25 protein-coding genes are annotated in these 21,119 nt (G+C 68.2%); 13 read left to right on the forward strand and 12 right to left on the reverse strand.

Annotated features, from left to right (window positions below; genetic code table 11):
• Positions 1-31 precede the first annotated feature (31 nt).
• Both GYB83_RS11345 and ybaK read left to right on the forward strand, forming a co-directional pair.
• Positions 32-808, forward strand: coding sequence for an isoprenyl transferase (locus GYB83_RS11345; RefSeq protein WP_161895626.1), 777 nt, complete (start codon positions 32-34; stop codon positions 806-808).
• Positions 808-1,287 carry a Cys-tRNA(Pro) deacylase gene (gene ybaK, locus GYB83_RS11350; RefSeq protein ID WP_161895627.1) on the forward strand — a complete coding sequence of 160 codons (480 nt, stop codon included), beginning with the start codon at positions 808-810 and terminating at the stop codon, positions 1,285-1,287. Before GYB83_RS11345 ends, ybaK begins: the two co-directional genes overlap by 1 nt.
• Positions 1,288-1,374: 87 nt before the next feature.
• Here ybaK and coaA read toward each other — a convergent pair whose 3' ends face one another.
• Positions 1,375-2,316, reverse strand: a complete 942-nt coding sequence (gene coaA / locus GYB83_RS11355; RefSeq protein WP_161895628.1) for a type I pantothenate kinase — start codon at positions 2,314-2,316, stop codon at positions 1,375-1,377.
• Positions 2,317-2,349: 33 nt separating this feature from the next.
• Between coaA and GYB83_RS11360 the strand changes: the two genes are divergently transcribed.
• The 4 genes from GYB83_RS11360 to GYB83_RS23400 all read left to right on the forward strand — a co-directional run bounded on the left by GYB83_RS11360 (position 2,350) and on the right by GYB83_RS23400 (position 6,566).
• Entirely contained in the window at positions 2,350-3,573 is a 1,224-nt protein-coding gene (locus tag GYB83_RS11360; protein ID WP_161895629.1) for a DUF885 domain-containing protein, read from the forward strand.
• Between the two features lie 10 nt (positions 3,574-3,583).
• The gene (gene glyA / locus GYB83_RS11365) at positions 3,584-4,879 is read left to right on the forward strand and encodes a serine hydroxymethyltransferase (RefSeq protein WP_161895630.1); all 1,296 of its coding nucleotides are present in this window, start codon (positions 3,584-3,586) and stop codon (positions 4,877-4,879) included.
• A gap of 10 nt (positions 4,880-4,889) precedes the next feature.
• A complete protein-coding gene (locus GYB83_RS11370; RefSeq protein WP_161895631.1) occupies positions 4,890-5,759 on the forward strand; it encodes an acyl-ACP desaturase in 870 nt (289 codons plus the stop codon).
• A 69-nt stretch (positions 5,760-5,828) separates the two neighbouring features.
• On the forward strand, positions 5,829-6,566 hold the full coding sequence (locus GYB83_RS23400) for a DUF6199 family natural product biosynthesis protein (RefSeq protein WP_186349771.1): 738 nt from the start codon (positions 5,829-5,831) through the stop codon (positions 6,564-6,566).
• A 1-nt stretch (position 6,567) separates the two neighbouring features.
• Here the strand turns inward: GYB83_RS23400 and GYB83_RS11380 are convergent, their stop codons facing one another.
• Complete coding sequence (locus GYB83_RS11380) at positions 6,568-6,858, reverse strand: transcriptional regulator (RefSeq protein ID WP_161895632.1); 291 nt, start codon at positions 6,856-6,858, stop codon at positions 6,568-6,570.
• On the reverse strand, positions 6,855-7,322 hold the full coding sequence (locus GYB83_RS11385) for a hypothetical protein (protein ID WP_161895633.1): 468 nt from the start codon (positions 7,320-7,322) through the stop codon (positions 6,855-6,857). The genes GYB83_RS11380 and GYB83_RS11385 overlap by 4 nt, the downstream gene beginning before the upstream one ends.
• Positions 7,323-7,619: 297 nt before the next feature.
• Here GYB83_RS11385 and phoH2 point away from each other — a divergent pair, with 297 nt between their 5' ends.
• Positions 7,620-8,921: an RNA 5'-3' helicase PhoH2 gene (phoH2, locus tag GYB83_RS11390; RefSeq protein WP_161895634.1), complete on the forward strand. Its 1,302-nt coding sequence runs from the start codon at positions 7,620-7,622 to the stop codon at positions 8,919-8,921.
• Between the two features lie 71 nt (positions 8,922-8,992).
• Here phoH2 and GYB83_RS11395 read toward each other — a convergent pair whose 3' ends face one another.
• Positions 8,993-9,820, reverse strand: a complete 828-nt coding sequence (locus GYB83_RS11395) for a PDDEXK family nuclease (RefSeq protein WP_161895635.1) — start codon at positions 9,818-9,820, stop codon at positions 8,993-8,995.
• A 145-nt stretch (positions 9,821-9,965) separates the two neighbouring features.
• Entirely contained in the window at positions 9,966-10,553 is a 588-nt protein-coding gene (locus tag GYB83_RS11400) for a class I SAM-dependent methyltransferase (RefSeq protein WP_161895636.1), read from the reverse strand.
• Between the two features lie 96 nt (positions 10,554-10,649).
• On the opposite strand from GYB83_RS11400, the gene GYB83_RS11405 reads away from it, so the two are divergent.
• Positions 10,650-11,531 (forward strand): L,D-transpeptidase family protein, encoded by an 882-nt coding sequence (locus GYB83_RS11405; RefSeq protein ID WP_186349772.1) that lies wholly within the window; start codon positions 10,650-10,652, stop codon positions 11,529-11,531.
• Between the two features lie 85 nt (positions 11,532-11,616).
• Positions 11,617-12,057: a VOC family protein gene (locus GYB83_RS11410; protein WP_161895637.1), complete on the forward strand. Its 441-nt coding sequence runs from the start codon at positions 11,617-11,619 to the stop codon at positions 12,055-12,057.
• Here the strand turns inward: GYB83_RS11410 and GYB83_RS11415 are convergent.
• The gene (locus tag GYB83_RS11415) at positions 12,054-12,719 is read right to left on the reverse strand and encodes a PIG-L deacetylase family protein (RefSeq protein WP_161895638.1); all 666 of its coding nucleotides are present in this window, start codon (positions 12,717-12,719) and stop codon (positions 12,054-12,056) included. The two genes, GYB83_RS11410 and GYB83_RS11415, sit on opposite strands and share 4 nt — an antisense overlap.
• Positions 12,720-12,805: 86 nt before the next feature.
• Here GYB83_RS11415 and GYB83_RS11420 point away from each other — a divergent pair, with 86 nt between their 5' ends.
• Positions 12,806-13,732, forward strand: a complete 927-nt coding sequence (locus GYB83_RS11420; protein ID WP_161895639.1) for a hypothetical protein — start codon at positions 12,806-12,808, stop codon at positions 13,730-13,732.
• 21 nt (positions 13,733-13,753) lie between these two features.
• Here GYB83_RS11420 and GYB83_RS11425 read toward each other — a convergent pair whose 3' ends face one another.
• Both GYB83_RS11425 and GYB83_RS11430 read right to left on the reverse strand, forming a co-directional pair.
• Positions 13,754-14,383: a response regulator transcription factor gene (locus tag GYB83_RS11425; protein WP_161895640.1), complete on the reverse strand. Its 630-nt coding sequence runs from the start codon at positions 14,381-14,383 to the stop codon at positions 13,754-13,756.
• Positions 14,380-15,480, reverse strand: coding sequence for a sensor histidine kinase (locus GYB83_RS11430; RefSeq protein WP_161895641.1), 1,101 nt, complete (start codon positions 15,478-15,480; stop codon positions 14,380-14,382). Before GYB83_RS11430 ends, GYB83_RS11425 begins: the two co-directional genes overlap by 4 nt.
• A gap of 139 nt (positions 15,481-15,619) precedes the next feature.
• Here GYB83_RS11430 and GYB83_RS11435 point away from each other — a divergent pair, with 139 nt between their 5' ends.
• Both GYB83_RS11435 and GYB83_RS11440 read left to right on the forward strand, forming a co-directional pair.
• The gene (locus tag GYB83_RS11435) at positions 15,620-16,579 is read left to right on the forward strand and encodes an FtsX-like permease family protein (protein WP_161895642.1); all 960 of its coding nucleotides are present in this window, start codon (positions 15,620-15,622) and stop codon (positions 16,577-16,579) included.
• An 8-nt stretch (positions 16,580-16,587) separates the two neighbouring features.
• A complete protein-coding gene (locus GYB83_RS11440; protein WP_161895643.1) occupies positions 16,588-17,256 on the forward strand; it encodes an ABC transporter ATP-binding protein in 669 nt (222 codons plus the stop codon).
• A 54-nt stretch (positions 17,257-17,310) separates the two neighbouring features.
• Here the strand turns inward: GYB83_RS11440 and glpX are convergent, their stop codons facing one another.
• Positions 17,311-18,300, reverse strand: a complete 990-nt coding sequence (glpX, locus tag GYB83_RS11445; RefSeq protein WP_161895644.1) for a class II fructose-bisphosphatase — start codon at positions 18,298-18,300, stop codon at positions 17,311-17,313.
• A 102-nt stretch (positions 18,301-18,402) separates the two neighbouring features.
• Here glpX and GYB83_RS11450 point away from each other — a divergent pair, with 102 nt between their 5' ends.
• Positions 18,403-18,984 carry a DUF4245 domain-containing protein gene (locus tag GYB83_RS11450; RefSeq protein ID WP_186349773.1) on the forward strand — a complete coding sequence of 194 codons (582 nt, stop codon included), beginning with the start codon at positions 18,403-18,405 and terminating at the stop codon, positions 18,982-18,984.
• A gap of 79 nt (positions 18,985-19,063) precedes the next feature.
• On the opposite strand, the gene GYB83_RS11455 is transcribed toward GYB83_RS11450, so the two are convergent.
• From GYB83_RS11455 to GYB83_RS11465, 3 genes are read right to left on the reverse strand one after another with little or no spacing between them, the layout of a single operon-like run.
• On the reverse strand, positions 19,064-19,279 hold the full coding sequence (locus GYB83_RS11455; protein WP_161895646.1) for an exodeoxyribonuclease VII small subunit: 216 nt from the start codon (positions 19,277-19,279) through the stop codon (positions 19,064-19,066).
• The gene (gene xseA / locus GYB83_RS11460; RefSeq protein ID WP_161895647.1) at positions 19,276-20,493 is read right to left on the reverse strand and encodes an exodeoxyribonuclease VII large subunit; all 1,218 of its coding nucleotides are present in this window, start codon (positions 20,491-20,493) and stop codon (positions 19,276-19,278) included. The genes GYB83_RS11455 and xseA overlap by 4 nt, the downstream gene beginning before the upstream one ends.
• Positions 20,490-21,098, reverse strand: coding sequence for a lipid droplet-associated protein (locus GYB83_RS11465; protein ID WP_161895648.1), 609 nt, complete (start codon positions 21,096-21,098; stop codon positions 20,490-20,492). The genes xseA and GYB83_RS11465 overlap by 4 nt, the downstream gene beginning before the upstream one ends.
• Positions 21,099-21,119 lie beyond the last annotated feature (21 nt).

Here is a 21,119-nt window from a genome sequence, read left to right on the forward strand (position 1 = left end):
GGTAACTTGTTCGGCGAGTAACATCGCGGCTGTGAAACTGATCCCCGACGCCCTCCGCGGCGGCATGTACCGCGTCTACGAACGACGCCTGGTGCAGCTCATGGATCCGACCCGCGTGCCGCGGCATGTCGCCATCATCTGTGACGGCAACCGACGGTGGGCGCGGGAGGCGGGGTTCGAGGACGTCAGCCACGGCCACCGGGTCGGTGCGCGCCGCATCGCCGACATGCTCGGCTGGTGTCACGAACTCGGCATCGAAGCGGTCACCATCTACCTGCTGTCCACGGAGAACCTGTCGCGCGAGTCCGACGAGCTCGACGCCCTGATGGAGATCGTCCCGGACATCGTCGACGAGATCTCCGACGGAGACTGGCGGGTCCGCATCGTCGGCAACCTCGACAGTCTTCCCGCGCCGGTCGCCACCCGACTGCGCGAGGCGTCGGCCCGCACCGACGGACTGTCGGGGATGAACGTCAACGTCGCCGTCGGATACGGCGGACGACAGGAGATCGTCGACGCCGTCAAGGCGCTGCTCTCGGACGCGGCGGCATCGGGCGCCACGCCGACCGAGATGGTCGACGCGGTGTCCGTGGAGGGCATCGACGCGAACCTGTACACGTCCGGACAACCCGACCCCGACCTCGTGATCCGGACATCCGGCGAACAGCGGCTGAGCGGTTTCCTGCTGTGGCAGAGCGCGTACTCGGAGATCTGGTTCACCGACGCCTACTGGCCGGAGTTCCGGCGCGTCGACTTCCTCCGGGCCCTCCGCGACTACGCGGCGCGCAGCAGGCGGTTCGGCAAGTAGTGGCCGCCACCCCGGCGATCGCCGCGCTGGAGAGGGCGGGCGTCGCCCACACCGTCCGCAGCTATCACCACGATCGACGCAGCACCGACTACGGTGCGGAGGCAGTCGACGCGATGGCCGAACACGGCGTCGAAGCCGAACAGATCTTCAAGACGCTCGTCGTCGACCTCGGTGGGACGCTGGCGGTGGCCGTCGTCCCGGTTCCGGAGAAGCTGTCCCTCAAGGCCGCGGCGAAGGCTCTCGGCGCGTCGAAGGCCGAGATGGCCGACGCCGGGAAGGTCACGCGGGCCACCGGATACGTGCTCGGGGGAGTGTCGCCCGTCGGTCAGAAGACGATGCTGCCGACGGTGATCGACGAGACCGCGCTGATGTGGGACGTCGTCCTGTGCAGTGCGGGCAAGCGGGGACTGGAGATCGAACTGTCACCCGACGACCTCGTCTCGGTGACGAACGCCGTCGTCGCGGACATCCTGGCGTGACGGGCCTTTCGACTCGCAAGCTCGCTCAAGGAACGGGTGGGCAGCGTGCCTCCCCGTTCGTTGAGCGAGCGAAGCGAGTCGAAGCGCCTACAGCTTGCGCAGTCGGACTTTGTTGATCGAGTGGTCGAAGTCTTTGCGCAGCACCAGGGTCGCGCGGGGCCGCGTGGGGAGCACGTTCTCGATGAGGTTGGGGCGGTTGATCGACGTCCAGATGTCGCGGGCCGCGATCTTCGCCTGCTGATCGGTCAGGGACGCGTAGTGGTGGAAGTGCGAGTCCGGATTCTGGAACGCGGTGGTCCGCATCTGGAGGAAGCGGGAGATGTACCAGCGCTCGATGTCGGACGTCTTGGCGTCCACGTAGATCGAGAAGTCGAACAGGTCTGACACCGTCAGCGTCGGGCCGGTCTGGAGTACGTTCAGACCCTCGACGATCAGGATGTCGGGCTGACGCACCTCGATGAACGCGTCGGGCACGATGTCGTAACTCACGTGCGAGTACACGGGGGCGGTGACGAGCGACGCCCCCGACTTCACCTCGGTGACGAAACGCAGGAGGCCGCGGCGGTCGTACGACTCCGGGAAGCCCTTGCGGTGCATGATGCCGCGTCGTTCCAATTCCGCTGTGGGATAGAGGAATCCGTCGGTGGTGACGAGGTCGACCTTCGGGTGCGTGTCCCAGCGCGACAGCAGTTTCGCGAGCACGCGGGCCGTCGTCGACTTGCCGACGGCGACGCTGCCCGCGATGCCGATCACGAACGGCACCTGACGGTTGCGTTGATGCTCGCCGAGGAAGGTCGACGTCGCCGCGAAGAGTCTGCGCCTGGCCTCCACCTGCATGTGGATCAGACGGGAGATCGGCAGATACACCTCGGCGACTTCGGTGAGGTCGACCTGCTCGCCGAGACCGACGAGGTCTTCGAGCTCCGATTCGGTCAGGACCATCGGCATCGACTGCCGCAGTTCACGCCACTGCTTGCGGTCGAGTTCGAGGTACAGGCCGGGATCGCGGTCGCTGGAAAGGCGCGCCATGCCCGGTAACGGTACTCCCATACTCTGGGGGTCATGACCGCAGAGCGCCCGTCGAACGATCCGGTGACCGAGTACCTGTCGATCGGCCTGCTGTTCGACCGGTTGGAGGAGGGATTCGTCGACGCCTACACCGGCGACCCGGCACTGCGGGCCGCCGCGCAGAACGCGCCCCGCCCGGATCCCGCAGCCCTGGCCGCGCGTTGCCGGGCGCTGCTGGAGAGGCTGCCCGACGGGCTGCCCGCCGACCGCGCCGAGTTCGTCGCGTCCCACGTCCGGGCGCTCGAGTGCTCGGCGCGCACGTTCGCCGGCGAGCACGTCGGGTTCGTCGACGAGGTCCGGGCCTACTTCGACGTCGACATCGCCCCCGCCGATCCCGAGGCCTATCGGCTTGCGCACGAGCGGTTGGCGCAGGCGCTCGGCGTGCCCGGTGCGACGGGCGCCGCGCTCCGCGACGAGTATCAGCGGTACCGGCGGGCAGACGAGATCCCCGCCGAACTCACCGAACCGCTGATCACCGCGTTCGCGAGCAGCCTCCGCGACCGGGTGCGCTCGGAGTTCCCCCTGCCGTCGGACGAGGTGATCGACTTCCAGGTGGTCTCGGACAAGCCGTGGTCGGGTTTCAACTACTACCTGGGCGACTACCGCTCCACCGTCGCCGTCAACACCGATCTGCCGCAGCACCTGTCGGGCCTGCCGGGGCTGATCGCGCACGAGGCGTACCCGGGGCACCACACCGAGCACTGCCGCAAGGAGCAGGGGCTCGTCGCCACGGAGCAGCTCGAGCACACGATCTTCCTCGTCAACACTCCGCAGTGTCTGATGGCGGAGGGGCTCGCCGACCACGCATTGGCCGCCGCGATGGGGCCGGAGTGGCACGAGTGGGCCGCCGAGATCTACGCCGACTTCGGGCTCCGGTTCGACGCGGAGAAGGCCCGCGCCGTCGCGCAGGCCACAGCCGGACTCCTGACCGTCCGCCAGGACGCGGCGCTCATGCTCCACGACCGGCACGACGACGCCGACACGGTCGCCGCATTCCTGCAGCGCTGGCTGCTGGTGAACCCGGACCGCTCGCGCCAGATGCTGCGTTTCCTCACGTCGCCGCTGTGGCGCGCGTACATCTCGACCTATGTCGAGGGCTACCGATTGCTCGGCGACTGGCTCGACGACGCACCCGGAGAACAACGGCTGGGCAGGTTCGGCAGGCTCCTCGACGAACCCCTCACCCCGGCAGTTCTCCGCGGCGAACTGTCCCACTAGAATGCACGGCATGAGCCTGTTCACGCAGTCCTTGGCCGAACTCGACCCCGATGTGGCCGCCGCCATGAACGGCGAGCTGTCCCGTCAGCGCGACACCCTCGAGATGATCGCATCGGAGAACTTCGTTCCCCGCGCCGTGCTTCAGGCGCAGGGCAGCGTCCTGACGAACAAGTACGCCGAGGGCTACCCCGGCCGTCGCTACTACGGGGGCTGCGAATACGTCGACGTCGTCGAGGACATCGCCCGCGACCGCGCCAAGAAGCTGTTCGGCGCCGATTTCGCGAACGTCCAGCCGCACGCGGGCGCGCAGGCGAACGCCGCCGTGCTGCAGGCCTTGATGGAGCCCGGTGAGACACTCCTCGGCCTCGACCTCGCGCACGGCGGTCACCTCACCCACGGCATGCGGCTGAACTTCTCGGGCAAGCTGTACGAGAACGCCTTCTACGGAGTCAGCAAGGAAGACTTCCGCATCGACATGGACGAGGTGCGCAAGATCGCCCTCGACACCAAGCCGAAGGTGATCGTCGCGGGCTGGTCGGCCTACCCTCGCACCCTCGATTTCGCGGCGTTCCGCTCGATCGCCGACGAGGTCGGAGCCCACCTGTGGGTCGACATGGCGCACTTCGCCGGCCTCGTCGCCGCCGGACTGCACCCGAATCCCGTCGAGCACGCCGACGTCGTCTCGACCACCGTCCACAAGACTCTCGGCGGCCCCCGCTCGGGCATGATCCTCGCCAAGCAGGAGTGGGCCAAGAAGCTCAACTCGGCGGTCTTCCCCGGTCAGCAGGGCGGACCGCTCATGCACGCCGTCGCAGCGAAGGCTGTCGCGCTCAAGGTGGCAGGCACCGAGGAGTTCGCCGAGCGTCAGCGTCGCACCCTGTCGGGCGCGTCGATCCTCGCCGACCGTCTTCTCGGCGACGACGTTGCGAAGTCGGGCGTCACGGTCCTGACCGGCGGCACCGACGTCCATCTCGTCCTCGTCGACCTGCGGAACTCCGACCTCGACGGCCAGCAGGCCGAGGACCTCCTCCACGAGGTCGGCATCACCGTCAACCGCAACGCCGTGCCGTTCGACCCGCGCCCGCCGATGGTCACCTCGGGTCTGCGCATCGGCACCCCGGCGCTCGCCACGCGCGGCTTCGGGGACACCGAGTTCGCCGAGGTCGCCGACGTCATCGCCACCGCGCTCGCCGCGGGCAAGTCCGCCGACGTCGCGTCGCTGCGCGCCCGCGTCAGCGCCCTGGCCCTCGACTTCCCGCTGTACGAGGGACTCGAGGACTGGGGCCTGATGAGTGGTGTGAAGTAAGGTGACCGGCGTGTCAGTACTGAGCGAAGACGAGTTGATCACCGCGCTGGAGAAGGCTCTCCCCGAGATCGCCGAAGAGCACGCGAGTGCCGCGCTGTCGTGGAACCCGGGCGATTGGGTGCCGTGGGACAAGGGCCGCAACTTCGCGTTCCTCGGCGGCGAGGACTTCAAGCCCGGCGACGAGACTCTGAACGAGACCGCCGCCGCGGGCCTGCTCGCACTGCTGCTGCTGAAGGACAATCTCCCGTCCTTCCACCGCGTGATCTCGATGTTCTTCCCGCCGTTCTCCGACTGGCGTCAGCTCGTCGGCACGTGGACCGCGGAGGACAACCGTCATGCGATCGTGCTGCGCGACTACCTCGTCGTCACGCGTGCGATGGACCCGGTCGACGCCGAGAACCGTCGCCGAATCCACGTCGTCGCGGGCTGGCGTCAGACGCCGGAGGAGATCAGCGACATCGGGCCGCTCGACGTCCTCGCCCTGCTCGCCGTCCACGAGAACCAGTGCGTCCACTACATCGGCAGGCTCATCGAGCACGCCGACGACCCGGACCTGGTGAACATCCTGGAGAAGATCCGGCACGACGACGCCGCGCAGGCCTCGTTCTTCCAGGCCTTCCTCATCGCCGGAGCCGTCGCCGACCAGGAGGCCACCGTCCTCGCCGTCGATCGTGCGCTCGCCTCGATCGAGCACATCGGCGACGACGTCGCGGACTTCGACGCCCAGCGCGAGTTCATCTCCGACTTCGAGGACGTCGCGTCCGACGCCGCCATCGCCCGCACCTTGGCCGACGAGCTCAAGATCGAGAGCCTGCAGAGCCTCTCCGACGAGGCACAGGCCGCGCGCACCCGCATCCTGGAGCGCGCCGCCGGTCACTGAGGCGTCGATCATCTGACATACCCGACGAAGCCCACAGGCTAGGCTCCCTTCGAGAAGGGGGTTCCACCTGTGGGTTTTCTCATTGTTCTCGGCGTCATCGCGGTCGGCCTGTTCCTCTGGCAGGTGATCGATCCGCGTGGCGCCTGGCGGGCGACGGAGTCGTGGAAGTTCCGCAATCCCGATGCCAACGAGCCGAGCGACACGGCTTTTGCGATGGCCCGTGTGGGAGGGGTTGTCGGAATCGTCGGTCTGGCCGTGGCCGGGGCGATGATGTACGGCGCGACGCGATCCGCCGACGATCCGAGCGACGGGCGCCCGGCGCGCCCCGCGTACTCCGTGCCGACGTACTCGCCGCCTACGTATCGGTCTTTCGACCTCGGTCCCGGCACGGTGGTCGGCTACCGGTATCCGAGCGAGCTGACAGTCGAGTTGGTGGTCCTCGACGCCGACTCGCAACCGCGGATCGTCTGCAGCACCGACGTCGACGTGTACGAGCACACCAACGCCGTCGTCGTTCGGGTCGCGCGTTCCCTCGCCGACTTTCGTGGTCGGACCGAGCCGGACCCGGACGATTGCACCGAGAGCTCGCCGACCACCGTGACGCGAGCGCTCGCCCACCCGATCGGAGACCGCCCGATCCTGACCGCGGCACCCGTCGTCGACGCCGCGTCCGTCGGCCTGCGTCCGGGCCCTCGGGTCCGGCCGACACCGCTCGTCGAAGTGCCCGCGCCCGGCGTCGTGCAGCCGCAGCATCCGGTGCGGATCGACCCGTCGTGGAGGCCCGTTCCGCTGCTCGCCGCCGAGTGAGTCAGCCTGCGATGAGGCGTTCGAGGGCCCGTTTGTGATTCTCGAACGCATTCCTGCCCGCCCGGGTGATCTTGTAGGTCGTCGAGCCGCCGCGGCCGCGCGACTTGGTCGCGGTGACGTATTCGGCGTCGATCAGCACCGCCATCTGCTTCGACAGGTCGGAGTCGCTGACGGCGAGGTGATCGCGGAGGAACGTGAAGTCGGTTGTCGTCGCGTTGCTCAGCACGGCCAGGGCCGCGAGGCGTTTCGGCGGGGTGAGGACGGGATCGAGGTCGCCGAGCGGTCCGCTCATGCGAGACGTTCCTTGACTGCCTGAGCCGCGCGGAAGTACGCGCGTTCGTACGCGGCGATACCGATGGTGACCAGTACGAACGTCGCGATGACGGCTGCGATCGGCGGGGCGAACAGTCCGACGGGGACGACGACGGCCACGATCACGACCACGCCTGCCGCATAGCCGTACATCGGGCGGTGAAGCTCCTTCGGCGCCCCGGTCAGTGTCGGCAGGGTGCCGCGGACGCGCGAGTGCCAGGCCATGAAGGCTCCGACGAGCGCGATGAGCACCACGAGCAGCGGGACCGACACCGCGGGGCCGGGGCGGTACACCATGATCGCGGACAGGATCGCGAACCATCCACCCAGGGCGGGCGGGTACCAGACGGGCGTCGGCGGGTAGTCGACGAAGGGCGCGGCCGCGGCGCGTTCGGCTGCTCGGAGTGTATCGCGTGCGGCGTTCGGATCCGGTGTAGTTTCCATATTGGAAACCATAGGGAATGCTTTCCAATCTGGCAAGTGCTGATCTCGGCGGTTACCCAACGTTCACCGACACGCATCCCACGCGTCCCCGGACCGCGGCGCCACGCGGCGTACGTTGAGCCTTGACGGGCCGTGGGGAAGCGGTTCGTTCGGGAGGTTCGATTCGTGAACGATCACGTCACGAGAGGACCGGCCCCGGTCCTCGCCGACGTCGGCTGACGCCGACTGCAGGCACGGACCGACCGGCCGGAGATACTCGGACCGCGCGGGAGCCGCGCGGCGCCAAGGAGCCATGACGTGACCGCACGCACCTACGTCCTCGACACCTCCGTACTGCTCTCCGACCCGTGGGCGGTGACTCGCTTCGCCGAGCATCACGTCGTCCTCCCACTCGTCGTGATCAGCGAACTCGAGGGCAAACGTCACCACAGCGAACTCGGCTGGTTCGCCCGCCAGGCCCTCCGTCTCCTCGACGACATGCGCGTCGAACACGGTCGACTCGACGAGCCCCTCCCGGTCGGCGACGCGGGCGGCACCGTCCAAGTGGAGCTCAATCACACCGACCCGTCGGTCCTGCCCGCCGGTTTCCGCAACGACACCAACGACTCCCGCATCCTCGCGTGCGCATTGAATCTGCGCGCGGAGGGCCGCGATGTCACGCTCGTCTCCAAGGACACCCCGCTGCGCGTGAAGGCTGGCGCCGTCGGTCTCGCCGCCGACGAATACCACGCGCAGGACGTCGTCGTCTCCGGGTGGACGGGCATGGACGAGCTCGACGTCCTCGATTCGGAGATAGACACCCTGTTCGCGGACGGCGTCGTCGACCTCGACGACGCCCGCGACCTGCCATGCCACACCGGAGTCCGGATGGTCGGCGCGTCGAACAGCGCGCTCGGACGGGTCACCGACGCCAAACAGGTCCGGCTCGTACGCGGCGAACGCGAGGCGTTCGGTCTGCGCGGACGCTCCGCCGAACAGCGCGTCGCCCTCGACCTGCTGCTCGACGACTCCGTCGGCATCGTCTCCCTCGGCGGCAAGGCAGGCACCGGCAAGTCGGCCCTCGCCCTCTGCGCGGGCCTCGAAGCGGTGCTGGAACGGCGCACCCAACGCAAGGTCGTCGTGTTCCGCCCCCTGTACGCGGTCGGCGGTCAGAACCTCGGTTACCTGCCCGGAAGCGAGGCCGACAAGATGGGCCCGTGGGCGCAGGCCGTGTTCGACACCCTCGAGGGCCTCGTCTCCACCGAGGTGATCGATGAGGTCCTCTCCCGGGGAATGCTCGAGGTGCTTCCCCTCACGCACATCCGCGGTCGTTCCCTGCACGACTCGTTCGTCATCGTCGACGAGGCGCAGTCGTTGGAACGGAACGTCCTGCTCACGGTGCTCTCTCGGCTCGGCTCGGGCTCGCGTGTGGTGCTCACGCACGACGTCGCTCAGCGTGACAACCTCCGCGTCGGACGTCACGACGGCGTCGCCGCCGTCATCGAGAAGCTCAAGGGCCACCCGCTGTTCGCGCACATCACCCTCACCCGCAGCGAGCGTTCCCCGATCGCCGCTCTCGTCACCGACATGCTCGAGGAGTTCGCGCCCGGCGCACCCTGATCATGTTTAAGGTTCCCCGGATCTGGCGAATCGTGAGCTTCCAGCGCCGAACGCGCAGTTTCCGGGGAACCTTAGGCGAGCCGGCGGTTCGGCCTTGTGTGCAGGCCCGCGGCGACGGCGCTCTGAATGTCGCCGAGGCTGCGGGCCCAGTCGAAGACGATGTCGTCATAGGTGTACCGCAGTGTGTGATAGCCGATCTGGAATGTTCTTCGGTCTCGAGTTCGGTCGTGCTGGAACGACTTCCGGTCGCCGTGGTACTCCCACCCGTCGATCTCGATGATCAGCCAGTCGCCGATCACGATGTCGACCCGGTCGTCGTCGGTGACCTGGACCTGAATCCGCACCGGCATGCGTAGGTCGATCAGACGGAGGCGAGCCATGGTCTCCGGGCCGGACTCGGCCTCCCCGTTGCATCGGCCGAGGGCTCGAGTGATGGCGGTCGGTGCGGCCCGGAACTGGTACTCGAGTTGGTCCCACGTCATCAGTCCGCGGTTCAGGATCGAGTCGCAGGCGACAACGAAGCCCTCGGTATCCAGGCATCGCGCTGCATGCCGTATCGCCGTGGGCAGGTCGTCGATCGATTCCAGAGTCGGTGCGGGGCGCCCGAACTGGCGGCAGAACGGTCCTTTTCTGTGGCGGGTTGCCCATGAGTCGGCGCGAACGTGCACGTCGGGGTGTTTGGGTACCCAGACTCCGTGATGTTCCAATGCGCTGACGCAGCTGAGAACTCCTCCTCGTCGTATCGCCGTGACGAGGTCGTGTGAGACGTTGCCGATCTGGTACCAACCGCGGCGAAGCCGGCGAGCATATTGGAGTCTGATGAGTTCGGCGAGACCTTCCCCGCCGACCATCGAGATCAGCTGGGCTGTGGTGTAGATGCCGTGGCGGATGGGCTCCATGCCGCCACTCTGCGCCCGTTTTTGGGGGATTCGGGCGGTGGCCGGAATCTGTGGATACCCGATGCCCAGTGTCCACAGGTTTGACATTCCCCGGAAACGGGCATCGCGATCTGGTATGGCCCCTTCTCGCCGAAATCGGGGAACGTTAGACGGCGCGGAGGATCGACACCGCAAAATCGGCATCGTCGTGCCAGGGCTTCACGTCCCAGGTCGACAGGCGCAGGTCGAGTCGCAGGCCCGCGTCGGCGACGGCGGCGTCGAACACGTCCAGTGCCAGCTTGTCGATGTGGAAACCGACGATGATGAAGCCGCCCTCTGCGAGATGCGCCTTCAGGCGGCCGAGGACGAGGGACTCGGTGTTCGGGGCGACGAACGCCAGTAAGTTGCCCGCGCAGACGATCGCGTCGAACGTCGTGTCGAGGTCGAGGACGGCGAGGTCGCCGACTCGCCAGTCGGGCCCGGGGTGATCGGCGATCGCCGCGTCGATGAGGATCGGGTCGACGTCCACGCCGATCACGTCGTGCCCGACCTCATGCAGGTGGCCGCCGACGCGGCCGGGTCCGCATCCGGCGTCGAGGATGCGGGAGTTCCGTCCGACCATCGCATCGACGAGGCGGGCCTCGCCGACCAGGTCGACGCCGTCCGCGGCCATCGTGCGGAATCGATCGACGTACCACTGGCTGTGTCCGGGCTCGGTGTCGGTGATCCAGCGGGGTGCGGAGGGAGTGGGCATGACCTCGACGATAGCCGTGAGCGGCGGGTGTTGCGGAAAGGTGACGATGCTCTCCCGGGGTGGCGAATGCTGGGAGGTCGCTGGCACACTTGGGTGATGCTGAAGTTACTGGTGAGGCGAGTGTGGCAATTGGGACTGCTGGCGATGGCGGCTGTCCTCACGATGGCGATCGGGACGGGACAGGCCTCGGCCGCGCCGACGACGACCCCCGGACCTGCGCAGACGTCCGACGTGACGGCGCTGATCGAGAACCTGCTCAAGTCGTTCACCGTCCCCGGGGCTCCGGCGCCGCAGGCCGTCGACGCGACCAAGCAGATGATCGTGGTGACCGCGCCGGTCGCGACGTCGCAGACCGCGACGCTGACGGCCTTCGAGAAGGATGAGGCCGGCGTGTGGAAGCCCGTCATCGGTCCGACGAAGGCATGGCTCGGCGAGAAGGGAATGGGGAAGGCGCAGGACAACGTGTACCGCACGCCGCAGGGCACGTTCGCGCTCGACCAGGCCTTCGGTCGGCAGGCCAACCCAGGGACCAAGATGCCGTACTTCCAGACCGACACGCAGGACTGGTGGGACTCGAACCCGCAGTCGCCGACGTACAACACGCACGTCCGGCAGCAGGCGAGCCCCGGCGGCGACAGCGAGAACCTCTACAACTCGGGTCCCGTGTACGACTACGCCGTGAACATCGCACACAACCCGAACCGCGTCCCCGGCGACGCGTCGGCGATCTTCCTGCACGTCACCGACGAGAAGCCGACGTGGGGCTGTGTCGCGATCGACCGTCAGAAGATGATCGACGTGCTGAAGTGGCTCGATCCGTCGAAGAGCCCGAAGATCACCATCGGCGTCAACGTCGACGCCCCGAAGGACGCACCCGCGACCGAGGCGAGCCCGAACGGCGACCTGATCGGCGGCGTCCTCGGCAATCTGGCCGCGCTCATCCCGGACGCGTTGAAGGGACTGATCCCGGCCAGCTGACGGGCGGGTGAACCCACACGAACCTTTCAGCGAGCCGAGGCCGTACGCGATGCACGCGTGCGGCCTCGGCCATATGGTGGGAAATGTGATCACGAACGTATCTCTGACAAGCATCTGGGTCCGCGACATCGACGAGTCGAAGGCCTTCTACACCGACGTCCTCGGCTTCGACCTCGGCGAGGACATCACGATGGGCGACTTCCGGTGGTGCACTGTGTCGCACCCGACGCAGCCGGAACTCAGCATCCACCTGACGACGCCGAGCGCGCCGCTGCCCGACTACCTGATCGAGGCGATGCGTCGGGCGCAGGACGAGGGTGGTCTGCCCGCGGTCGGCCTGAACGTCGACGACTGCCGGGCCACCGTCGAGGAGCTCAAGGGCAAGGGCGTCGAGTTCCTGCAGGATCCGGAGGACCGTCCGTACGGCGTCGAAGCGATCCTCCGCGACAACTCGGGGAACTGGCTGGTCCTCGTCGAGCCTCGCGAGTACACCGACGCCGACTTCGAGGGCGTCGACCTCGGCTAACGAGCCGCGCGCAGCAGGTGGAACCCGGTCGCGCGAGCGGCCGGGAATCCGTCGATCGGCCCCGTCGTCATCTCGACCTGCGCGGTGGCCTGCTGTCGGACCGGTGTCGACGGGTCGAGCACCTCCAGGTAGACGCGGTGGCATTCGAGGGCGTCGATCGCCGCGTCGGTGAATCCGTCGACGTCCACGGCGTGCGTCACGTCGGGGCCGTTGCAGAACAGCGGACCTGCGGCGTCGTACGCGTCGACGACGGCCTGCGCGAACTCCATGTGGTCGCGCTGATTCGGCATCCCCGGAGCCCATTCGGCTCCGCCGTACAGACTGAGTGTCACATCGGGACAGACGCGTGCGACGGTCTCGGCGACCTTCGCCCGGAGTTCTGCGGTGTTGACGATCTCGCTGTCCTCGAATCCCCAGAACTCGACCTCGGACACGCCGACCGCCGCGGCGGACGCGATCTGCTCGCCTTCGCGCAACGGTCCGGCCTCATCGGGCGCCATGCCCTCGATCCCGGCCTCGCCGCTGGTCGCGAGGGCGTAGACGACCCTCTTCCCCTCCGATGTCCACCGGGCGACGGCTGCAGCCAGCCCGTACTCCGGATCGTCGGGATGCGCGACGAGCACCAGCGCCGTGGACCAGTCTTCGGGGAATGTCTCGACCATGTGGACACGTTACTGGAAACTGTGAGTCCGCTGAATTTTGTTCGGCGTGAATGAAGGGGAACCGTAGTCGGATTTACGGTGTTCGGGTGACTGATGTAGAAGTGCCCGTGCAAAATCATTCGTTGAAGTATGTGGGGGCTGCGGCGTGTGTAGTTCTTGCAATTGCCGCATTCGCGGCCCCGTGGGTTGCCTTCAGTGAAGCTGGAGTTCACGCAGTCTCCGTGTCGCTTTCTGGTCGGCTTCTCGATGTCGATTCGGGATTCGATTCGTTCGAGGCGGGTGAAGCAGGGTGGGCGCTCGGATATGTGGGTGTGGTCGGCAGTCTGCTGATCCGGATCGTCGGGTCGAAGACCGACGATGCACTGACGGGAAATGTCTTCCTTGCCGGTGTTGTTCTGGCGATGATGGTCGTCGCTGTGTGGCTCGGTCGATCGGTGTGGTTGGACTTGGATGTAGTCGATGACGCTGGCCTGTCACCGTCGATGGCGTGGGGCTACTGGATGAGTCTCGGCGCCGCGGTGTCGTTGATCGTCGTGCCTTTCGTTGTAGAACTCGCCGAAGGTGGTGCGAGATTGGCAGTCGGAATTGGCATAGTCGCAGTGCTCGTTGGCGGCGGAGCGCTGATCGGTCGGCCGGATATCGGTGCTGTTCATGCCGGAGCACCGAATGTGCGTGAATCGGAGATCTCGTCATCCGCTGAGAACGACTTCCCCGTCGACGAGGTGCCGCGTGAGATCGAGTCGTCGGTCGAACCACCCTCGGTTGTCGAGGAGCCTGCAGTCGAGGAGATTCCGGATTCCAACGACGACGTCGAGGCCCCAGCTCCAGAGCCGATTCCGATGCCGGGGCCACCGACAGATGTGACAGTGCCCGCAGGCTTCGAGTGGCGGGTGCAGGGTCCGTTCGCATCGTCGTGGACGTGTGATCAGACGTTGAGTCGGTGGCCGATAGCCGCATCTGTATGTTTCACGCACAACGGCTATGCCTACTTTTGGGGTCTGGCTCAGTCGTAGCGACGATCGACGGACTGACAATCAGCCGATCAATCCCCGCTCGCGGGCGGCCGCGATCACCTTGGTGCGACTGTTGACGCCGAGCTTGTCGAAGACGTGGACGAGATGCGATTTGACGGTCGCCTCGGAGATGACGAGTCGCCTGGCGATCTCCCGGTTGGTGCCGCCCGCGGCGAGCTGTTGGACGATCTCGAGTTCGCGGCCGGTCAACGCGGTGTCGGGCGACGTGACGCGCGACAGCAGCCGCGCGGCGACCGCCGGGCCCAGCACGGTCTCGCCCGCCGCTGCGGAGCGGATCGCGCCGACGAGGACGTCGGGCGCCGCGTCTTTCAGCAGGTAGCCGACGGCTCCGGCGTCGACGGCGCGGACGATGTCGACGTCCGACTGGTAGGTCGTCAGGATAAGCACGTTCGGCGGGTCGGCGAGGGCGCGGATCGCCTGCGTCGCGTACACGCCGTCGGCGGTCGGGTCGGCGCCGTGCAGTCGCAGATCCATCAGGACCACGTCGAGTGCGGTGCCGGTCGCGGTGTCGACGGCGTCGGCGGCCGATCCGGCCTCGGCGATCACCTCGACGTCGGCGACGGCGCCGAGCACGGCGCGCAGACCGGCGCGGACGACGGGATGGTCGTCGACGATCATCACGCGGATCATGCGTCGCCCCCGACCGGGACGCGGGCGTGGACGGTGGTGCCGCCGCCGGGAGTGTCGTCGACGATCACCTCTCCGCCGCACCGAGCCACCCGCGATCGCATGGCGCGGAGCCCGAAGCCGGTGCCGGACCCGAGGCCGACGCCGTCGTCGACGATGTCGAGGTGGACCTCGCCGGGCAGCCGCGTCAACGTGACCGTGACCTGCGACGCGCCCGCGTGCTTGCGGACGTTGAGCAGCGCTTCCTGGGCGGTCCGCAGCAGCGCGAGGTGGACGTCGTCGGGCAGGTCGACGGGGTCGCCGTGGTCGGCGAACACCGCCCGGACGCCGTCCGCGGACAGCTCGGCGGCCTGCCGGGCGAGGGCGCCGGGCAGGTCGGAGTCGCGGACGGGGCCGTCGAGCCCGGACAGGAACCGGCGCGACTCGGCGAGCGCGGCCTGAGCGGTCTCCAACGCCGCGTCCGGCTGGTCGGCGCGCAGCAGCATGATGATGCTCGCGAGGTACTGGCCGACGCCGTCGTGGATCTCGCCGCCGAGCCGGTCGCGTTCGGCGAGCACACCCGCCTCGCGTTGTCTGGCCGCGAGCTCGTCCCGGGTGACGACGAGCTCATCGAGCAGCCTGTCCCGTTCCCGGACGGTCAGGGTGATCCGCTCGAACGCCTCGGTGACAGCGACGGCGGTCGCGATGCCGATGATCGGGCCGATCACTCCCCCGACCGTGAAGCCCTGACGCGCCCACACCGCCGCCACCGACACGATGGCGATCACCACCGCGGCACCCGCGGCCGCACTGCGTGGAAGGAACCGGCGGCACAGGATCGCCAACACGAACGCCAGCCAGACGAAGTCCTCCGAGACGCCGACCAACCCGATCCATCCGGCCGTGAGGACCAGGACCCACGCGCTCGCCCGGTCTCGGCGTCCGCGTGAGGACGCCACCGCTCCGACCACATACCAGGCCGCGAACACCAAGGCGGCCACGACCGTCATGGCGGGCCGCGGGTCGCCGAGCGACTTGATCACGCCGACCGTCAGCAGAGTCGCGAACAGGACGTGCCCGCCCCATTCGGCGTAGCGGTCGGTGATTCGGTCGTCGGTCACGGGTCCATTGTCGCCGCCGGCCGCGGCCTGTCGCGCCGAGTGCACCTTTCGATGGATGCGAAGACGACCCGTGCGGTCGATGCGCCGACCCCGACGCCGGCGAGAGGGTGGAGTGGTCGGACTACGAGAAGGAGACACGGTGTACATCGGATGGCGCGAGATACGGGACGCCAAGGGACGGTTCGTGCTGATCACCGGGGTGATCGCACTGCTGTCACTGATGGTGGTGATGTTGTCCTCGCTCGCGGCGGGTCTCGGCGAGGAGTCGACGTCCGCGGTCCGCGCGCTGCCCGGCGGCGTCCGCACCCAGACCGCGGCGGACGGGTCCGCGTCGTCGTTCACCGACAGCAGGGTCGCCCCGGTGCCGGGGGTGACGTCGCTCGGAGTCGCGACCACCCGGATCACCGTAGGGGAGCGGGCCGCGGCCGTCACCGCGTTCGGGTTCTCCGATGTCGAGACGGTGGCCGTCGACCCGGTGACCGCGTCGTCGCTCGGCCTGCGCATCGGGTCGATGGCGCAGGTGGGGGCCGCGACTGTCACCGTCGACGTGGTCGCCGACGTCGGCGAGTACGCGCACACGCCGGTCGTGCGGATGCCGTTGTCGGTGTGGCGGCAGGCCACCGGACGCGACGCCGTGTCGGCGCTCCTCACCGACGCTGACGTGCCCGGAACCGTGCACACCGCGCACGCGGACCTGCCGTCGCTGGTGCCCGGCTACTCGTCCGAGCACATGTCCCTGCTCTTCATCCAGGTGCTGTTGGTCGTGGTGTCGGCCGTCGTCGTCGGCGGGTTCTTCGCGGTGTGGACCGGTCAGCGGGTCCGTCCGCTCGCCGTTGTCCGCGCGATGGGTGCGAGCCGCGGATACCTGCTGCGCGATGGACTAGGCCAGGCCGCGATGGTGCTCGCCGTCGGTGTCGTCGCAGGTCTCCTGGGTGGCGGGTTCGGTGCGTGGGTGGCGTCGGCGGCGGTCCCCATCGCGTTCGATCCGACCACCACCGCGGCACTCGTGGCGGGAATCGTCGTGCTGGGGCTCGCCGGGGCCGGACTGGCCTTGCGCTCGCTCGTCGCCGTCGACCCGCTCATCGCCCTCAACCGTTAGGACCCGCTATGTCTCTCGAACTCAGCGATGTGACCCTCACGTACCCGGACGGCGACGGCGCCAGCCTGACCGCGGTCGACGACGTCTCGTTCACCATCCCCGCCGGCAGTCTCGTCGGCCTGACCGGGCCGTCCGGCTGCGGCAAGTCGAGTGTGCTGTCGGTGGCGGGCACACTCGTCGCGCCCGACCGGGGTCGGGTCGTCGTCGACGGCGTCGACGTGTCCGGGATGACGAACGAGCAGCGCGCCCACGTGCGCCGGACGAAGATCGGGTTCGTCTTTCAGCACGACAATCTGTTGCCGAGCCTCACCGCGCTCGAACAGGTGCTGCTGCCGGTGCACATCGCGGGCCGAAAACCCAAGGCACACCGTCAGCGCGCGCTCGACCTGCTCGCCGACGTCGGACTCGGCGATGCGGTGAACCGCCGACCGCATCAGTTGTCCGGCGGCATGCGCCAGCGGGTGAACATCGCCCGTGCGCTCATCGGCGACCCGGCCGTCCTGCTGGCGGACGAGCCGACGTCGGCCCTCGACTCCCACCGGGCCGCCGAGACGATGGAACTGCTCACCAGGCTCGTCCGGGAACGTGACGTCGCCGCGCTCCTCGTGACCCACGACGTCCGCTCCCTCGCCGACGCCGACCACGTCCTGACGATGCTCGACGGCGCGGTGGAGTAGGCGACGAAGCCCCGGCCGACGGCCGGGGCTTCGCAGTGGATCGTCTCGGGAACGTCAGACGTCGATGCGCGCGAACTCGCGGAGCTTGCTGGTCTGGTGGACGGCCTCGACGGTGCGGACGGTGCCCGACTTGCTGCGCATGACGAGCGAGCGGGTGGTCGCGCCGTTGGGGCGGTAGGTGACGCCGCGGAGCATGTCGCCATTGGTGACGCCGGTGGCGCAGAAGAACGAGTTCTCGCCGCTGACCAGGATGTCGTTGGTGAGCACACGGTCGAGGTCGTGGCCCGCGTCGAGTGCCTTCTGACGCTCGGCCTCGTCCTTCGGCCACAGCTTGCCCTGGATCTCGCCGCCCATGCACTTCATGGCGACGGCGCTGATGATGCCCTCCGGGGTTCCGCCGATTCCCATCAGCATGTCGACGGTGCTGTAGTCGCCCGCGGCGGCGATGGCGCCCGCGACGTCGCCGTCGGAGATCAGACGGATCTTGGCGCCGGCCTCGCGGATCTCGGAGATCAGCTCGGCGTGGCGGGGACGGTCCAGGACGACGACGGTCAGGTCGGCGACGTCGATGCCCTTCGCCGCGGCGACCGAGTTGATGTTCCACTCGACCGACTGGTCGATGTCGATGGCGCCCTTCGCGGCGGGGCCGACGGCGATCTTGTTCATGTAGAAGACGGCCGACGGGTCGAACATGGTGCCGCGCTCGGAGACCGCGATGACCGCGATCGAGTTCGGGCGTCCCTCGGCCATCAGCGTGGTGCCGTCGATCGGGTCGACGGCGACGTCCACCTCAGGGCCTTCGCCGTTGCCGACGACCTCGCCGTTGTACAGCATCGGGGCCTCGTCCTTCTCGCCCTCGCCGATGACGACGGTGCCGCGCATCGAGACGGTCGAGAGGAGTTCACGCATCGCGTCGACGGCCGCGCCGTCTCCGCTGTTCTTGTCGCCGCGTCCCACCCAACGGCCTGCGGCGAGGGCCGCAGCCTCGGTGACTCGCACGAGTTCCATCGCGAGATTACGGTCGGGTGCTTCCTTCGACGACATGTGACTCCACTCCTAGTGCACAACACAGACCGTCCAATTGTTTCATGACCTCGACGGACCCGGGTCGGCCGGGGGCGTTCGAGCCCGTGGATAATGGCTGTCATGGCCGAGAAACCCCGAATCCTGCAGGACGGCAGGGACATGATGTGGTCCCTGATCCCCCTCGCCGTGCTCATCCTGATCGTGGCGGGTGTCGCGGGCAGCTGCAGTTGGGGATTCGGCAAGGATGCGACCGCGCAGAACGTCCCGCACTTCGACGTGTCTGGCGGATTGCACGCCGACGCCGCGACCTTGAAGTTCCCGATCCGCGACCCGAAGGTGCCGGCCGACTGGCAGCCGAACTCCGGTTCCACGCAGAACGTCGAGGCGTCGCTGTCGAGCAACGTCGGCTGGATCACCGGTGACGGTGCGTACGTGCAGCTCACGCAGACGGACGGTGCCGAAGAGGCGCTGATGAACCAGTTGCTCGGTGACGACACGTCGGCCACGGGGACCCGCCAGATCGGCGGGCGCACCTGGGTGACGTACGAGAACCCCGATCACAAGAAGGCCTGGATCGCCGACTTCGGCGACGTCCGCATCGCGGTCAAGACCTCGGGCAAGGACTCGACCATGCAGACGCTGGCCGAGGCGGTCTCGGCCGCTGCGCCGATCGTCTCAACCCTGCCCAAGCCGACAGGATAGTTTCGATCCTGTCGGCATTTTCGGGTGTCGTTCTTGGTAGCCATAGCGTCACGAACTACACCTGAAAGCTGACAGGCGCTCAGTCGTCCGCCTCGTTGAGGGCTTCTTCGATCCGCGCGCGGGCGCCTTCCAGGTGGGCGGTGCAGCGGGTGGCGAGAGCCTCGCCGCGTTCCCAGAGGGCGAGGGATTCGTCCAGGCCGAGTCCGCCGTGCTCCAGCGCCGCGACGACGCGGGACAGCTCATCTCGCGCGTCCTCGTACGACAACTGGTCGACGGGGGTCGGGGCGTCGGTCATGACTCGTCTCCTTCGATGATCGCGTGGACGGACCCGTCGGCCACCCGGATGCGAACGGGCGCACCGGCGGGCAGATCGTCGACGGTCGCCGCGGCGTGCGGGGTGTCGGTGTCGGTGCGTTGGACGACGGCGTAGCCGCGGGCCAACGTCTGTGCAGGTCCCAGCGTGGAGAGCCGGGCGGCGAGCTGTGCGTGCCGATGCTCTTCGACGGTCACCAGGTGGCGGACGCTGCGCCTGAGGTGGACGACGGCGTCGTCGACCTTGTCCTGGCGGCCGTCGATCATGCTGAGCGGTCGGGCGAGGGCCGGTCGCGCTCGGAGTCCGTCGAGGACGCGCTGCTCGCGGTGCACCCAGTTGCGGAGTGCGCGGGCGTTTCGTTCGCGGAGCACCGCGATCGCCCGCAGTTCGGCCGTCACATCGGGGACGACGCGTTTGGCGGCGTCGGTCGGCGTCGCGGCCCGGACGTCGGCGACGAGGTCGAGCAGGGGAGTGTCCGGTTCGTGGCCGATCGCGCTGACCACCGGCGTCCGGCAGTCGGCGACGGCGCGCAGGAGGGTCTCGTCGGAGAACGGCAGGAGGTCTTCGACGCTGCCGCCGCCGCGGGCGATGACGATCACCTGCACGCGCGGGTCGGCGTCGAGTTCGGCGAGTCGGGCGATGATCGCGGGTACGGCGGTCGGTCCCTGGACGGGAGCGTCGCGGATGTCGAACCGGACAGCGGACCACCGATCCTCCGCGACCGTCACCACATCGCGCTGGGCCGCGCTCGCCCGACCGCTGATCAGGCCGATCGTGTGCGGAAGGAACGGCAACGACCGCTTGCGTCGCGCGTCGAACAGGCCCTCGGCGGCGAGCAGGCCCTTGATGCGTTCGATCCGGGCGAGCAGTTCACCGATCCCGACCGGCCGGATGTCGGTGATCCGCAGCGAGAGAGTGCCGCGTCCGGCGTAGAAGTTGGGTCGCCCGCACACCACGACGCGCGCGCCGTCCGACAGCGGGACGGGGCTTCGACGCAGCAGGTCGGGGTCGCAGGTGACCGAGATCGACATGTCCGCGGCCGGATCGCGCAACGTCAGGAACGCGGTGCGGGTGCCCGGCCGGGCGTTGATCTGGGTCAGCTGACCCTCGACCCACACCTGCCCGAGTTTGTGGACCCACTCGCCGATCTTGAAGCTGAGGGTGCGTACCGGCCACGGCTCCTCCGGCGACGTCACTGGTCGGCGTCGGCCTTCTTCTGCTGGCTGGCGATGCGATTGTCGATCATCGTCACGAACGGCGAGCGGTTCTTGTGGGCGCGCTCGTAGTCGGCGAGTCCCTGCAGCGAGTCGGCATCGAGGGTGCGGACCTTGGCCCGCAGCTGGGCCAGCGTGAGCGCGTCGTAGTCGAGGTCGACGACGATCTGCGGCGCCGGACCGCTCGACGCCGGTGCGGCCTCGGTCGTGCCGGGGGTGAGGTCGGCGGGCGGGGCGCTGTACAGGGCGAAGCGTCCGGTGGCCGGTTCGGCGGGTTCGGCGGCGACGACGGGTGCCGGTTCCGGCTCGGGGACGGATTCGACGACGGTCTCGATCGGCTCGTCGTCATCGTCGAAGTGTGCCCAGGCGGGCTGCTCTTCGGGCTTGTCGAAGATCGGGGAGAGGACCTCGTCGCCCTTGATGGCGAGTTCGGCGATGTTCTGCTGCAGACGCATGCCCGCCTGCAGCGCGCTGCTGACCGCGGACATGGGCAGGGTGATGACGCGGGTCGGAAGCTTCCGAGTCTCCTCGACGGTCGTGACCAGCAGTCCTGCCATCACGCGGGCAGGGTACGGAGGACGATTCATGTAAACACCTTCTCACAGCCG

The sequence above is a fragment of the Gordonia spumicola genome (assembly GCF_009932475.1).
GTDB classification, from domain to species: Bacteria; Actinomycetota; Actinomycetes; order Mycobacteriales; family Mycobacteriaceae; genus Gordonia; species Gordonia spumicola.